The following is a 13,846-nucleotide window of genomic DNA, read 5'->3' on the forward strand; positions in this document are numbered from 1 at the left end:
AGCTGGATGAGGACGTTAGCATGACAAAATGGCGGGTCATGCCTAGTGGGGCCAGTGAAGCGTGGACTCGATTGTTCGGGCGTGCTTGGCACGAGCCGGGTATCCGTGTCGATGCGGCGTGCCCGAACTGTGGTCAGCGCGGTCTCCATCAGTTCTACATTCGCCATGAAGCGGTCTCGGAGGTCGACCGGGAGGTCGCCTCGGAGTGGCTGAGGGAGCGTATTCGCAAGGCTGAAAACGCTGCTGACGGTGTCGAATGGTGTCAGCAATGCAGAATATTCGATCACGTCCAAGATAAGGCTGCTCCGCCGTGGTGGCCGCTGGCTGTCGCGGAAATCAAGGTATCGCCGAAAAGCGCCCCGGAACACGTCATCGACAGTGTGGCGCTCTTCCTGGCGGAGCATGAGGACCTTTCATAGCGGTAACAACAAGAGCTTGTCTCTTGTGGCTTTGGTGAGGCGTTCCAGCGGGGCAGGGGGGCGGCGAGGCCGAGGAATGCGGCTAAGAGGGTGCCGTGGCGTTCGTGGCGGTGGTTGAGGCGTCGGTAGTCGCCGAGCCAGTACAAGGTGCGTTCGACGGCCTGGCGGTGGCGTCCGGTGCTGCTGTCGGCACGTGGATGCGCCGCCACAACCCCGCCTGGGTCCACTGGGTGAACCGGCGCTGCGTGGCTCTGGTTCGCGGGGTGATGCCCGAGGACGTGGTCTGGAGCCGAGGGTGTGTTCGTTGAGCGGCGAGTTGTTGTGGGTGTGGGGTAGCGGATAGCTGGGTTTGGTCGTGGCCCCTGGGGCGGGATGGTTGCGCCGGTCGGGGGCGATGGAGGTGAGCAGCGGGGTCTGACCTGCGATGGTCTGCCGGTGCCCGAGGACGGCGGGCGTCCCCGCGTGTGGGTGGTGTGGTTGGCGGCGGTGGGTTGTCTGCGGTGTGTTACAGGGGGGTGGCTATGGAGATCACTGGGGTTGGCACGGAGGTTGTTGTCAGTGGCTTCGGGGTGTGGTGGTTGGTTGCGTTTGTCGGGAAGGTTCGACAGATGTGGCCCGATGCTGTTGTCGGTGACGAGCGGTTGGTTGACGTTGACGTCTCGGATTTGAGGTTGCCCGACGTCGAAGGGGCCGTCTCGGACGTTCTTCCGTTCGCCCGCGATGCCGAGATGGACCGGTTCTGGGAAGAGAACGGCTACGCGACCATGCGGGATGGCGAGGGGCCGTTCGCGATCTTCCACCGTCGGCAGCGCTACCTCGACTGGGAGGTGAACGTCCTGCGCGCGCATGACGCGTTCGCCGACAACGTGCACGAAATGGACGACCGGCGGCGTCTGCTGATCGGGGACGCGGTGATCGTCACCATCGTGACGCCCGAGGACCCTGATGTGCACCCGTTCTCGCGCCGGGTGGTCGACCTGTTCCTCTCCTGCTTCACGGCGGAGCCCGGACCAAGCGGGGCGTGAGCGGTCACGTCGGATCGTCGTTCGGGTTCCGGCGGCGGGGGCGGAGGGTGGGGATCAGGCGGGGGACCTGGTCGGCGTAGGTGGCGTAGGACGGGAAGCGGCTGGTCAGGTGGATCTCTTCCCAGCGGGCCTTGGTGGTCAGCAGGGCGGTCAGGGCTAGTAGGGCGCCGGCTCGGATGAGGCTCGGGGTGGTCAGGGTCCAGCCCAGCGCGGTGGTCAGCAGGCCTGTGTACATCGGGTGGCGGACGAACCTGTACGGGCCGGTGGTGCGCAGCTCCGCGTGGGCGTTGGGGAGTGGGGACGGGGTCAGGCCTCGGCGGAGGGTCGTGGCCGTTGCGGCCATCGTCAGCAGGCCGATGGTGATCAGGAGGACGCCCGTCCAGCGGACCAAGGGCGGGGGAGTCCAGTGGGGTTGGGGGAAGGCCAGGATCAGCAGCAGGATCAGCTGGAGGGCTACCAGCGTTGCGGCTACCGCTTTGTCTCGGGTCGTCCGTGACGGGGGAGGGGTGGGGGAGTCGCCGGTTCCCATGTGGGCGGACTGTACGGATCGGGGCGTGGGGGTGGAAGTGCGGACGGTGCGGTGGGGTTGGGCCTAGGGTTTGTGTGTGGAGCCGGATGTTGCCTCTTTGAGAGCCGCTGTCGCCGAGTTCGGTGGGGACGGGCAGCCGGAGCGGTCGTGGGGTGTGTTGAGTGCCGCGACCGGCGGGGTGATCGACCTCGGGGTGTCGGCGCATCGTGATGCCGTGCACGTGTGGTTGAACGCCTGGGGGTGTCGCATCCGGGTGCCGCGTGCCGGCGAGCCGCGGTTGTTGGATGACGGGTTGGCGGGATGGTGGGAAGTCTGGCGGGACTCGCTGCCCGGGCCGGGGGTGCGGCTGGCCGGGTTGACCGACGACGCCGTGGAACGGGTGGGTGACGCCTTCGCCGCGTTGTCCGCCACGGCCGCCGCGCGCAGTGGGCGTGGCGTTCGGACACTGGGGCCCACCGCGGCGTCGAAGTTGCTGTTCGCGTTGCGGCCCAACAGTCTGCCGCCCTGGGACAACCTGATCGCGCAACGGCTCCACGGCGGCCGTGACGGCGCGGCCTACCGCGCCCACCTCCGGTTGACGCGGGATTGGGCGGCGCGGCTGCTGGCCGAGGCCGGTGTGTCCGAAAGCGAGCTGCTCGACGGGCTGGGACGGCCCGGGAGGTCGTTGGCCAAGGTGCTCGACGAGTACTGCTACCTCGTGTTCACCCGCGGGTGGACGGTCCCGCGCACGCGGGCCACGGCCGACGACGTGCGGCGCGTCGCGCGTTCCCTGCCGCGCACCGAGGAGTACGTGGTGCGCGACGAGGTCCGGTTCCGCGTCGGCCGGCTCGTCTACCTGAACCTGTCCCCGGACGAGGAGACGATGGGCTTCGCGTTCCCGAAGGAGGAACGGGAAGCGCTCATCGCGTCCGCGCCGCACCGGTTCCACGCCCCGTCGCGTTCGGACATGCGGTTCAACTGGGTGTGCGCGTCGCTGGCGGAGTTGACGGTCGACGAACTCGAAGAGTTGGTTGTGGACGCTTGGCGCATGTGCGTGCCGAAGAGCGTCGCGCGCACCCTGTCCTGAGACTTTCACCGCGCCGGCGCGGCCGGCGCGGCCTTCTTCGACCGCTCCCGATCATTGTGATCATGCCGTCGGCGTGACGGTCGGTAATCTATTTTGCTTGGTGAACGAAAGCGTTTCGCAATGCTTCCTGACGCCTTGTGCGCACGTTTGAAGAAGCTGGTCCGGCGGACGGGGCCGGTTATCCGTCGTGACTGGGCCAGATGGCTCGTTGACAGAGGTATCACCCTCGACTACTTTTGATCAATGTTTGCGGAACGTTCGGTCCAATTCATTGAAATTGGCTGGGGTGCAGATGTCGGAAACCTCCCGTCCAGGTGGCGATAACGTTCGGCGCACGCCGTCCCGCGGCTCCCGCCGGCACTTGCGACCGTTGTCGGTCCGGAGTTCGGCCACCGCGCCCCGCCCCCGGCGGAACCGCACCGCACCCGGTTCGGTCCGCATCGTTGACGCTGTGGTGGGCGTCACGTAGCTTCAGGTCCGGCCTGGTCAGGGCCTACTCCGTGAAACGTGTCAATGCGGGGGCCGAAGCTCCCCGCCGAAATCGAAAACGGTGGGACCGCCGGCGCGTGAGGTGGCTGGACGACGAGTTCGTCCCCCGCGCACGGCCGGTGGACCCGGCTGCCTGATGGCTCCGCCGCGGCGTCGGCCCACCTTGTGGAGTCGTTCACGATGGGTTTTCTTCGCCGTCTGGGGGATCAGTCGTGCAATTCTCGGTTCTCGGGTCCATTGAGATCCGTCATCAAGGCCAGGTTATCCGGCTCAGCGGGGCGATGCAGCAGACGCTGCTGGTCGCCTTGCTGATGTCCGGCGGCACGTTGTTGACCGTCGACGTGCTCATGGAAGAACTGTGGGGCACCACCCCGCCGGCCAAGGTCGCCAACGCGTTGCACGCGCAGGTGAGCCGCTTGCGGCGCAGCCTGGCCCGGCTGGAAGCCGACCAGTCCGAACCGCGGCTGACCACCAGCCCGTCGGGCTACGTGCTGCGCGTGGACCGGTCCGAATTGGACGCCTGCGTTTTCGTCGACACGATCGACGCGATCCGCGCCAGGGTGGACGCCGGGCTGGTCGCCGACCCGTCCGCCTGCGCCGCCGAGGTCCGCGCGTCGCTCGCGCAGTGGCGGGGACCGGTGTTCGGCGGCCTGACCGGCGGGCTGCTGTGCCAGACGGCCGCCGCGAAGTTCGCCGAGTCCCGGATCTCGGCCCTGAGCCTGCTCTACGAATTAGAGATCAGCAGCGGGCACAGCGCGAAGGTGCTGCCCGAACTCACCGAGCTGTTCGCCCAGAACTCCTCCCAGGAGCAGCTCTGCCTCCTGCTCATGGTCGCGCTCTACCGCTCCGGCAGGCAGATCGACGCGCTGGACGTCTACCGCAAGTTCCGCCGCGTCCTCGCCGACAACCTCGGCATCGAACCCACGCCGGCCCTGCAGCGCTACGAGCGCGCGATCCTGGCGCACGACCCGATCCTCGTGGAGGACTTCCTCCGGGTGGCCCGCACCACCGACCACGCCCGGCGCCGCCTGGACCTGGTCCAGCCCGCGATGCCCGCACGGGCGGCCGGCTGAACCCGCCCAACGCCGAAGACGTCCGCGCCACCCGCCCAACCGGTGGGTGGCGCGGACGTTCCCGCGTCACCCGATGCGTTCGGCGACCGCCGCCCTGATCACCTTCACCGAGCGGTCGACGTCGTCCTCGGTGGTCCGCCACGACACCACGGACACGCGCATCGCCGCCCGGCCGTACCAGACCGTGCCGCCGAACCAGCACTCGCCGCTGGCCTGCACCCGGGCGATCACGTCCCGGGTGACCGCGTCGTCGTCGCCGAACCGCACCATCACCTGGTTGAGCACCACGTCGTTGAGCAGCTCCACGCCCTCGATCTCGCCGAGCTGCTCGGCGAACCGGCGGGTCAGCGCGCAACAGCGGTCGACCAGCTCGGCGACCCCGGACTTGCCCAGCGTGCGCAGCGCCGCCCAGACCGGCAGGCTCCGCGCGCGGCGGGAGAAGTCCGGCACCCACTCGATCGCGTCGCGCTCGCCCGGCCGCTGCGCGGGCAGGTACCCGGCGCGCTCGTTCAGCATCGCCGCCCGGTGCGCCTCCGGCCGCGTCACGAACACGATCCCGCAGTCATAAGGGACGTTCAGCCACTTGTGCGCGTCGCACGCCCACGAGTCGGCCCGCTCCACGCCCTCGACCAACGGGCGCAACGACGGGCTCGCCGCCGCCCACAGCCCGAACGCGCCGTCCACGTGCACCCACGCCCCGTACCGGTGCGCCAGGTCGCAGATCTCGCCCACCGGGTCGATCGCGCCGGAGTTCACGTCGCCGATCTGCACGCACACGATCGGCGGTGACTTGCAGTCGGCCAGCACGCGCGCCAATTCGTCCGGGCGCATCCGGCCCTTGTCGTCCACCGGCACGTTGCGCACCACGCCCGAGCCGAACCCGAGGTAGCGCAGGGCCAGGTCGATGGTCATGTGGTGCTGCGCGCCGGCGATCACCTCGATCTCCGGGGCTTCGCGCAGGCCGTGCTTCTCCACGTCCCAGCCGCGCTGCCCGAGCAGGTGGTTGCGGGCCGCGGCCAGCGCGGTCAGGTGGGCCATCGTGCAGCCGGTCGGGAACCCCACGGACGTGCCCGCCGGCAGCCCGAACAGGTCCACCAGCCAGTCGCCGGCGACGTCCTCGGCGACCATGACGGCGGGGGAGAGGTTGTAGAGGCCGGCGGTCTGGTCCCACGCCGCGACCAGCCAGTCGGCCGCGATGGCCACCGGCAGCGTGCCGCCGGTGACGTAGCCGAAGTACCGCGGACCCGACGCCGACGGAATTCCGCCGCGCTCCACGGCCTCGCCCAACAACGCGATGGTGTCGTGCGCCGGCAGCGAGTTCTCCGGCATCGGGCCGCCGAGCAGTTCCACGAGTTCTTCGAGACCAGCCGTGGCGCCCACCGGCCGTTCCCGCAACCCGGTCAGGTAGTCCACTGCCTGCCGATAGGCGAGGTCGAGTGGCGCTCGTTCGATATTGGTCACGAACTACACGATAGGCAGTGGCGCTGACCGGGTCCTGACCATTGTCGAAAGGCCTGTCGGAATTCACCGGCGGAAACGCCAAGGCACTCGCTGCCGACGGCCGGGGCCATCGGACGCGAGCGCCGAGGGGATGTGGTGGGAACGGGTCACTCCAGTTGGGAGACGATCATCGTGCAGTCGGTGTGGGCCTTGGTCCAGTGGCCCTTGCCCTCGGTGTCCTCGACCAGCATGGTGTTGCCCGGGACGAACCGGCGCGATTCGCCGTCGCTGACCCGCGACTCCAGGTCGCCGCTGATCAGGGTCATGAGCTGGCGGCGCGGGGCGGGGTGGAAGTCGCCCACGTAACCGGCCGGGAGGAACAGGTAGACGGCCTGCTTCGCGGGCACGCCGGCGGAGACGTAGAACGGCGGCGCGGGCGGCGCGAAGTCCTGCGCGACCACCTCCAGCATCTCGTCGACGAAGTGCGACTCACCGGACTCGTCGTGGTACAGCCGCTGGACCGCAATCTTGCGTGACTCGTCGCTCAAGTTCTTCTCCTTCGAATCGGACGCTCGCCCCGAGCATCCCAGAAGGCGCTGATTCCACGCTGATGCGAGTCGGCACCGGCCCGGCTCAGCGCCAGATCAGGAACGCGTCAGAACCCCTGTCGTAAGGTGGTGACAGCGAAAGGGAACACGACGCAGCGGAAGCGAAGTCGGGAGAGGTACCCGAAGCGGCCGAACGGGGTCCGGGAAACCGGACGGGTTAACACCCACGCAGGTTCGAATCCTGCCCTCTCCGCCACCTTTCGCCCGGCAAGTCGGGAGAGGTACCCAAAGCGGCCCAATGGGGTCCGGGAAACCGGACGGGTTCACGCCCACGCAGGTTCGAATCCTGCCCTCTCCGCACACACGGCACGGGCGGCGCGGCCGGTCGTGCCCCATCCGATCCGGTCACAACTACAGAAACGGAGCCGCGGTGCCCAGCATCGATACTCCCGACGTGGCGGTCGACGACCCGGTCGACCACCGGGCGGTCGTCGACGAGGTGACCTCCTGGCTCACGCGTCCGGCGGACGAGGTGGACGCGAAGTTCGCGCCCGAACAGGCCCGCGTGGTGGCGGCGGTCGACCGGCTCAACGGCGACGCCGAGTCCGGGGACGACGACGCTTACTACCTGCAACAGCTGCTGCTCTCGCGCATCTACCAGACGATCATGCAGATCCCCCAGGCGCCCACGGCCGAGGGGTCGCGGGTGCTGCACGAGGTCACCCGCTCCCTTGAGGTCGCCACCATCGCCTCGGAGGACCGGTGGATCGAGCCGGGCTTCCTGGAGTCCGCGCCCACCGAGCCCCGGGAGTACCTGTCCTGGCTCAAGGGCATCGTGCGCGGCCACCGCGCGTTCAAGCACCCCTACTACACCGAGTTCATCAACGAGTCCGCCGGGCAGGACGACCTGCGGACCTACGTGATCCAGGAGTCCCTGGTCGACGGCCGGTTCGACGACTTCCTCGCCATGATGCAGGTCGGCACGTCCGGCCAGGCGAAGATGGAGATCGCGAACAACTTCTGGGACGAGATGGGCAACGGCGACCCGGCCGAGGTCCACACGCACCTGTTCAACAAGATCTACGAGGTCTTCGACGTCCGCGGCGACGAGGTCGAGCACCTGCTCACCGGCAGCGACCTGCTCTCGGGCAACCTCGCCGTGCTGCTGTGCCGCTACCGCAACTTCTACCCGGAGGCCGTGGGCTACCTCGGCATGACCGAGTGGCTGGTGCCGGACCGCTTCCTCAACGTCATCCGGGCGTGGGAGCGGCTGGGGCTGCCCGAGGTCGGCATCACCTACCACCGGTTGCACGTCACCATCGACTCCCAGCACGCCGCCGGCTGGTTCCACAACGTGGTGCTGCCCGCCGCGACGTCGGAGTACATGCGCCGCGGCATCGCCCGCGGCGCGCTGTGGCGGGTGAACTCCTCGGCCCGCCACCTCGACGAGCGCCTGTCCTACGCCCGCGTCACGGCCAGGGCCTGACGCGAGCACCCCCGTTCCACGGTCCGGCCCGCGGCAAGGGAACAGCCGCGGGCCGGACCCTTCGCGTCGTCGGGTGCTCGAACCCGAAGAAGCCACGAGCCGTGCGGCTCGTGGCTTCTTCCCGTTCCCTCAGCGCTTCGGCGTGGTGCGGATCAGCTCGACCGCCTCCGGCACGCCCATGTACGGCAGGCGCACCTCGGCCATGTCGTCGGTCCACTGCTCGGCCAGGTCGTAGCGCTCCCGGGGCGTGGTCTCCAGCAGCTTGCGGCCGGGGAACACCTCGTAGTCGCGCAACAGGTCGGCGTGGGCGGCCATCCCCTCCTGGAACAGCTCCTCCCGGTGCAGCACGAACTCGTCCACGGGCAGCTCGTCCCACAGCGCCTTGCCGCGCCGCACCAGCTCGATCAGCCGCGGCCGGTACTCGGGGTGCTGGAGCAGGTGCTTGCGGACGATGTCGCTGCCCACCGCGAGGTGGCGGATCTCGTCGATCGACGCGCCGCGCGCGATCTCCGCGGCGGCCGGGTCCAGCAGCGTCCACTTGCGCTCGCTCAGCTCGGCGGCGGGCGCCAGGACGCCCTCGATGACGATGGTGAACACCGCCACCGCGCCGATGAAGTCGCCCTCGTCGCGCACCACCTGCGTGGCGAAGTCGGCGATGGGGTTGAGCACGCGCTCGGTGTAGTCCGCGCCCTGCTCCTCGATCAGCGGGTGCAGCTTGTCCTCGGGCACGCCGAGTTCGAGCAGGTGCCGCCGGAAGATCATCGCGTGCCGGGCCTCGTCGACCACCTGGGTGGTGAAGAACTCCAGCTCGGCGATCCCCGGCGCGGCGATGACGTAGTTCGACAGCACCCGCACCGCCCGCGCCTCGGCGATGGAGCGGTTGCCCAGTTCGAGCACCAGCGCCTCGCGCAGGGGACCGGGCTCGCGCATGTAGTCCGGCGTGGTGGTCGCATGGCCGCGCTCGGCGCGCCCGCGCAGGGTGCCCTGCGCCACGGCGCTCAGCCAGTACGCGAGGTCGCACTGCTCGGCCGACATCGTCAGCTCCTGGGCGCCGTCGAGCAGGTTGGGCGCGCGGTCCCAATCGGCCTCGACCGGTACGTCGATGGTCATGTCTTCCTTTCGCGGTGGTGGGTGCTGTGCGGGAGACCGCCCGCACGCGACACGGGCCGACGGGCGCGAAACCCGTCGGCCCGCGCTCGTCGGGCCGGCCCGGTGCGGGCGCGGTCGGGTGGATCAGTGGGCGGCCTGGGCCGGCACGGCGGTGACGTCGTCCTCCACCGGCGCGGGCACCCGGTCGGACTGCGACCGGCGCCGCATGAGGTCCACCAGCTGCTGGTAGCGGGGGCTGTCCTCCGGCTCGAACGGCAGGCCGAACGGTTTGAGGAAGTTGCCGAACACGCCGCGGTCGCCGAAGACGTGGAACGCGACGGCCAGCAGCGCCCACTCCGGGCCGAAGATCAGCATCCACAGGCCCACCACGACACCGCACGTGATGAAGCTGTGCATGGTGTTGTAGAGGACGTAGTAGAACTTGGGGATGCGGCCGTCCTTGCTGCGCCGGTACGCGATCGCGCCGGGGATGTAGCCGAACACGTCGATGTAGAGGAACAGGCCGATCGCCGCGATCCAGTTGATCTCGGTGAAGTGCACGATCATCAGCACGATCGTGATGGCGAACGCCACCAGGTACTCCGCCCGGTGCAGGGCGAAGGTGGTCGGCGACTCGTAGGGGTTCTTGATGTCCATGGTTGCGCCCTTCCACGACCTCGTGGTGGTCTGCGGTGATCAGGACAGGTGCAGCGGGCCGCCCGCGAAGTAGTCGGCCAGCTGCGCCGCGACGCTGCCGCGCGACGGCGGGTGGAACGCCAGCGCGTGCACCGCGGAAGCGAGGTAGGCGACCTCGGGCTGGCGGATGAACGCGATGCCGCCCAGCAGTTCCACGGCCTGCGCCACGGTGCTGGAGAGCAGGTCCTGCGACGCGTACCGGGCCACCAGCACCTTCGCCACGGCCTCGTCGTCGGTCACGCCGTCCTCCAGGGCGCGCGCCGCGCCCTCGACCAGGTCGACGGCCGCCTCCATGCGCACCGCGAGCGCGCCGCGGTCGCTGTCGCTGCCGCGCTTGCGCGACAGCACGGTGTCCACCAGCGAGGAGGCCGCGCCGACGTAGGCCGCCGACGTGAGCAGCTCGAACCAGGTGAACCCGGCGCGCTGGAGGTCGTCCAGGCTCTGCTGGTCCTCCAGCGTGCTGCGGATGACCAGTTCGCGCGGCACGTGCACGTCGGTCATCCGGACCTCGTGGCTCTGCGCGGCGGCCAGGATCGGCGTGGTCCAGAACGGGGTGACGTCGATGCCGGGCGAGTCGGCCCGGATCAGCAGCAGCGCCAGGCCCGACCAGCCGTCGGAGTCGGTGAGGTTCACGCTCGCGGTGAGCACGTCCATCGACTGCGACAGGCTGCACGGCTTCTTCGAGCCGTTGACCCGGTAGCCGTCCTCGACCGGCTCGGCGACGACGGCCGGGGCGAGGATGTTCTGGTCGGTGCGGCCCTCGGCCCAGCCCGACGCGAGCAGCAGCCGGTCGCCGGCCACCGAGGACAGCAGGGCGAACTGCGTCGCGGTGAGCCGTTCCGCGGTCTGCGCGAGGCTGAACAGCATCGCCACGGTGAAGTGGTGCATGACCGTGGCGACGCCGAGGGACGGGGACGCCGACGCCAGGCCGCGCTGCACCCTGGTCGCCTCCAGCGGCCCGGCCGCCATGCCGCCGAACTGCGCGGGCACCAGCAGACCGGGTCCGGAGTGTTTCCGGTACATCTCGACCACCGGGCTGTCGGCGGCCTCCCGCTCTGTCATCGGCAGGCTCTCCAGAGTGCCGAGCAGTCCGGGGTGGAAGCGTTCGCAAGCCTCCCGAGCGGTTTCCAGAGAACGCATTGCCGTGCCTTTCACGCGAGAGGGCCGAATAGGCGACGCAATGGTGCGCCGAGGCGCCGCACGTCTTTGCCGACCCAGCCTGGCAGCCCCGCGCTGACCCGACCCTGACACCGTTCTGACCTGCTCCGACCCGGCGGGCGGCCGGGCGTGCTGACGGCGTGCTGACCGCGCGCGGCCGGCTCTTGCGGCGGGTGCGGAAACCGTGCGATAAACGAGGTGGAGCCGACGACCGCCGCGGGCGAGTTGGGATGCCGTCATGACAGATCTGTCAGTGGAATCGGACGTGGTGGACACCATTCGGCGGTACGCCGGATCGGGCAATCCCAGCGCCTATTTCGCGTTCAACACCGGCAACCGGCACTTCCGGTTGCCCGGGGTGCCCGGCCTGATCGTCTACCGGGCGGTCGGCCGGTACCTGGTGCAGTTCGGCGGGCCGTTCGCGCCGCCGGAGGCCGCGGGCGAGCTGCTGCGCGGGTTCGTCGCGCTGGCCGCCGAGCAGGGCCGCGAGGTCGTCGCCGTGCAGCTGCAAGGCGCGGACGCGGGCCCGTACCTGGCGGAGGGGTTCACCATCAACCAGATGGGCGCCTCCTACGCGGTGGACCTGGACACCTTCTCGTTGGCGGGCACGAAGTTCATGCGCCTGCGCAACAAGATCTCCCGCGCGATCCGCACGGGTCTGGAGATCCGCGAGGCCCCCTACGAGCAGTGGGCGGACCAGGTCCGCGCGCTGGACGAGGCGTGGCTGGGCACCAAGGGGCCCGACGTCAAGCCGCTGGAGTTCCTGGTCGGCCAGACCGGCGGGCCCTACCAGCACCTGCGCCGGCTGTTCGTCGCCGAGCGCGCGGGCGACCTCATCGGGTACGTGTCCTACGCGCCGGTGTACGGCCCGCAGCCGGGGTGGATGCACGACCTGAGCCGCCGGCAGCCCGACTCGCCGCCGGGCGTGATGGAGGCGATCAACAAGGCCGCCCTGGACACCTTCCGAGAGGAGGGCGTGAAGTGGCTGCACTTCGGGTTCACCCCGTTCACGTCCTTGGACGCGCCGAAGTTCCCCGGCTACAGCAAGGCCTTCCACTGGTTCATCAACCACCTGTGGGAGCACGGCGAGCACATCTACCCGGCGCGGACCCAGTTGGCCTACAAGGAGAAGTGGGCGCCCAGCCTCGTGCTGCCCGAGTACCTGGCGTTCCAGCACGGGGCGAGTCTGCCCGCGCTGGTGCACGTCTTCCGGGCGTGCAACGCCATCTGACGCCGTCCGACCGCGCCACCGAAGGGGTGCCGATGCTGGAGCAGCGGATCGCTGAACAAGGCCTGCGCGTGGTGGAGCTGTTCACCGCGTGCGGGTCCGCGCCGGACGACCTGGACGTCGCCCGCGCCGCCGACGAGGCGTTGGCCCGCTTGGAAGTCCTGCTCACCGAAGCCGAAACCGCCACCGACGCCGAAACCGCCACCGGGTCCGGGGCCGAGGTGGGGACCGACGCCGGGACCGGGACCGACGCCGGGACCGGGACCGACGCCGGGACCGGCGCGTCGTAGGGGCCGTCGCCGCCGCGGCGGCCCCGCCCGGAAACGCCCGACCGGACCGGCCCCCCAGGGTCGCCGGTCCGGTCGCACCGCCCGCCGGCCGCGCCGGCGGGCGCTTCAGTCGTCCTCGCCCAGCGTCGGGTCGCAGCGGTAGCCCATGATCAGCACGTCCCGGACCGCCGGGGTGCTGTCGTCCACCACGGTGATCGGCGTGACCGCGTGCAGGATCATCTCGTCGGCCCAGAACATCGTGTCCATCGTGTCCTGCAACTGGAATTCGGTGACCAGTTCCTTGTCCTTCGTGTAGACCTGCGAGAAACCACCGGCCGCGTTCGTGCGCGACATCAGGTGGATCGCGCCGAAGTGCACTTCGTCGCGGTGCGGGCCCTCCGGCGTCGGCTCGCCCAGTTCCTCGGCCCGGCCGATGATCCGGAACTGGTGGCACTGCACGTCCCACGGCTGGTGCAATTGTTCCGGCCGCACCGGGAAGTGCGCGAAGTTCCACCGGATCAACGCCTGCAACAACGGGTTCTGCACGCTGCTCGCGGTCAGCGGGGCCACCGACCGGTCGATGCCGCCGCCGTAGTCGTTCACGTCGGCCGATTGGAAGTAGGGCCGGTGCGGGCGCAACCGGACCGAGTCGGTGGCCGGCACGTAGCGGAAGCGGTCGTAGCGCCGCTCGCGGAATCGTGCGCCGTTCTTCAGGTACTGGTCCAGTTCCAGGTTCTCCCACTCCTTGGCCAGATCGGCCTCGAAGCGGCGCAGTTCCGGGTCGATCGTCAACTCGGCCTCGCGCACCAGGGCGTAACCCCTGGTCCGCAGCTCTTCGCGGGCGTCGGGCACCGCTCTCCTCCTCCATCCGCCGGCTGGTCCACCCCGACGATCCCAAAATGCTCCTGACAGCGAACTGACACGTTCGCGGTGTCAGCGCGTAGTCAGCTCCGGGTCACGTCGCGGTGATTTACTCGGAGCGCCAGCCGAAGGGGGCGGATGCGATGACCGCGGTGCTCGAAAAATTGCAGTCGCTGTCCAGGGCGGAACGGCTCGCCGAACTCGAAACGCTGATCGTGGCGGAGTTCAAGGCGGCGCTGCTGATGGACGAGGACGACGAACTGCCGTTGACCGACAGCTTTTTCGACCTGGGGCTGACGTCGTTGGGCCTGATGGACGTCCGCCAACGCCTGGAGGAACTGCTCGGCCGCGGCATCGGCAGCACGATGCTGTTCAACAGTCCCACCGTGGAGCTGTTGCTGGACTACTTGACCACCGACGTGCTCACCGAGTTGTTCCCGGCGCGTCGACAGTGACCGGACAGGAGACGC

The 13,846-nt window shown here is 69.4% G+C and carries 15 protein-coding genes and 2 tRNA genes; 10 read left to right on the forward strand and 7 right to left on the reverse strand.

The features are described 5' to 3' along the window. The first annotated feature begins 20 nt into the window (after positions 1 to 20). Both ABD126_RS01730 and ABD126_RS01735 read left to right on the forward strand, forming a co-directional pair. Positions 21 to 419, forward strand: a complete 399-nt coding sequence (locus ABD126_RS01730; RefSeq protein ID WP_343931764.1) for a hypothetical protein — start codon at positions 21 to 23, stop codon at positions 417 to 419. A 521-nt stretch (positions 420 to 940) separates the two neighbouring features. Then, entirely contained in the window at positions 941 to 1,444 is a 504-nt protein-coding gene (locus tag ABD126_RS01735; protein WP_343931765.1) for a hypothetical protein, read from the forward strand. Positions 1,445 to 1,448: 4 nt separating this feature from the next. On the opposite strand, the gene ABD126_RS01740 is transcribed toward ABD126_RS01735, so the two are convergent. Next, on the reverse strand, positions 1,449 to 1,973 hold the full coding sequence (locus ABD126_RS01740) for a methyltransferase family protein (RefSeq protein WP_343931766.1): 525 nt from the start codon (positions 1,971 to 1,973) through the stop codon (positions 1,449 to 1,451). Between the two features lie 97 nt (positions 1,974 to 2,070). On the opposite strand from ABD126_RS01740, the gene ABD126_RS01745 reads away from it, so the two are divergent. Next, positions 2,071 to 3,039 (forward strand): MmcQ/YjbR family DNA-binding protein, encoded by a 969-nt coding sequence (locus ABD126_RS01745; protein ID WP_343931767.1) that lies wholly within the window; start codon positions 2,071 to 2,073, stop codon positions 3,037 to 3,039. 770 nt (positions 3,040 to 3,809) lie between these two features. Next, entirely contained in the window at positions 3,810 to 4,601 is a 792-nt protein-coding gene (locus ABD126_RS01750; protein ID WP_343931768.1) for an AfsR/SARP family transcriptional regulator, read from the forward strand. A gap of 66 nt (positions 4,602 to 4,667) precedes the next feature. On the opposite strand, the gene ABD126_RS01755 is transcribed toward ABD126_RS01750, so the two are convergent. Together ABD126_RS01755 and ABD126_RS01760 are read right to left on the reverse strand one after the other, a co-directional pair. Further along, positions 4,668 to 6,062 carry a pyridoxal phosphate-dependent decarboxylase family protein gene (locus ABD126_RS01755; RefSeq protein ID WP_343931769.1) on the reverse strand — a complete coding sequence of 465 codons (1,395 nt, stop codon included), beginning with the start codon at positions 6,060 to 6,062 and terminating at the stop codon, positions 4,668 to 4,670. Between the two features lie 146 nt (positions 6,063 to 6,208). Continuing rightward, positions 6,209 to 6,589, reverse strand: coding sequence for a cupin domain-containing protein (locus ABD126_RS01760; RefSeq protein WP_343931770.1), 381 nt, complete (start codon positions 6,587 to 6,589; stop codon positions 6,209 to 6,211). 170 nt (positions 6,590 to 6,759) lie between these two features. Here ABD126_RS01760 and ABD126_RS01765 point away from each other — a divergent pair. The 3 genes from ABD126_RS01765 (at position 6,760) to ABD126_RS01775 (ending at position 8,075) form a co-directional block, all read left to right on the forward strand. Beyond that, positions 6,760 to 6,845 (forward strand) — tRNA-OTHER (locus ABD126_RS01765). A gap of 19 nt (positions 6,846 to 6,864) precedes the next feature. Further along, positions 6,865 to 6,947, forward strand: a tRNA-OTHER gene (locus ABD126_RS01770). Between the two features lie 72 nt (positions 6,948 to 7,019). After that, positions 7,020 to 8,075: an iron-containing redox enzyme family protein gene (locus ABD126_RS01775; protein WP_343931771.1), complete on the forward strand. Its 1,056-nt coding sequence runs from the start codon at positions 7,020 to 7,022 to the stop codon at positions 8,073 to 8,075. Positions 8,076 to 8,204: 129 nt separating this feature from the next. Here the strand turns inward: ABD126_RS01775 and ABD126_RS01780 are convergent, their stop codons facing one another. The 3 genes from ABD126_RS01780 to ABD126_RS01790 all read right to left on the reverse strand — a co-directional run bounded on the left by ABD126_RS01780 (position 8,205) and on the right by ABD126_RS01790 (position 10,922). Then, the gene (locus ABD126_RS01780) at positions 8,205 to 9,185 is read right to left on the reverse strand and encodes a ferritin family protein (protein ID WP_343931772.1); all 981 of its coding nucleotides are present in this window, start codon (positions 9,183 to 9,185) and stop codon (positions 8,205 to 8,207) included. A 123-nt stretch (positions 9,186 to 9,308) separates the two neighbouring features. Then, positions 9,309 to 9,821 (reverse strand): hypothetical protein, encoded by a 513-nt coding sequence (locus ABD126_RS01785; RefSeq protein ID WP_343931773.1) that lies wholly within the window; start codon positions 9,819 to 9,821, stop codon positions 9,309 to 9,311. A 39-nt stretch (positions 9,822 to 9,860) separates the two neighbouring features. Beyond that, positions 9,861 to 10,922, reverse strand: coding sequence for an acyl-CoA dehydrogenase family protein (locus ABD126_RS01790; protein WP_343931774.1), 1,062 nt, complete (start codon positions 10,920 to 10,922; stop codon positions 9,861 to 9,863). A 334-nt stretch (positions 10,923 to 11,256) separates the two neighbouring features. On the opposite strand from ABD126_RS01790, the gene ABD126_RS01795 reads away from it, so the two are divergent. After that, positions 11,257 to 12,249: a bifunctional lysylphosphatidylglycerol flippase/synthetase MprF gene (locus ABD126_RS01795; protein WP_343931775.1), complete on the forward strand. Its 993-nt coding sequence runs from the start codon at positions 11,257 to 11,259 to the stop codon at positions 12,247 to 12,249. Continuing rightward, the gene (locus ABD126_RS01800; protein ID WP_343931776.1) at positions 12,234 to 12,536 is read left to right on the forward strand and encodes a hypothetical protein; all 303 of its coding nucleotides are present in this window, start codon (positions 12,234 to 12,236) and stop codon (positions 12,534 to 12,536) included. Before ABD126_RS01795 ends, ABD126_RS01800 begins: the two co-directional genes overlap by 16 nt. 105 nt (positions 12,537 to 12,641) lie before the next feature. On the opposite strand, the gene ABD126_RS01805 is transcribed toward ABD126_RS01800, so the two are convergent. Next, on the reverse strand, positions 12,642 to 13,367 hold the full coding sequence (locus ABD126_RS01805; protein ID WP_343931777.1) for a 2OG-Fe dioxygenase family protein: 726 nt from the start codon (positions 13,365 to 13,367) through the stop codon (positions 12,642 to 12,644). Positions 13,368 to 13,519: 152 nt separating this feature from the next. Here ABD126_RS01805 and ABD126_RS01810 point away from each other — a divergent pair, with 152 nt between their 5' ends. Further along, positions 13,520 to 13,831: an acyl carrier protein gene (locus tag ABD126_RS01810; protein WP_343931778.1), complete on the forward strand. Its 312-nt coding sequence runs from the start codon at positions 13,520 to 13,522 to the stop codon at positions 13,829 to 13,831. Positions 13,832 to 13,846 lie beyond the last annotated feature (15 nt).

Source organism: Saccharothrix mutabilis subsp. mutabilis (assembly GCF_039521145.1).
Taxonomy (GTDB): Bacteria; Actinomycetota; Actinomycetes; order Mycobacteriales; family Pseudonocardiaceae; genus Actinosynnema; species Actinosynnema mutabilis.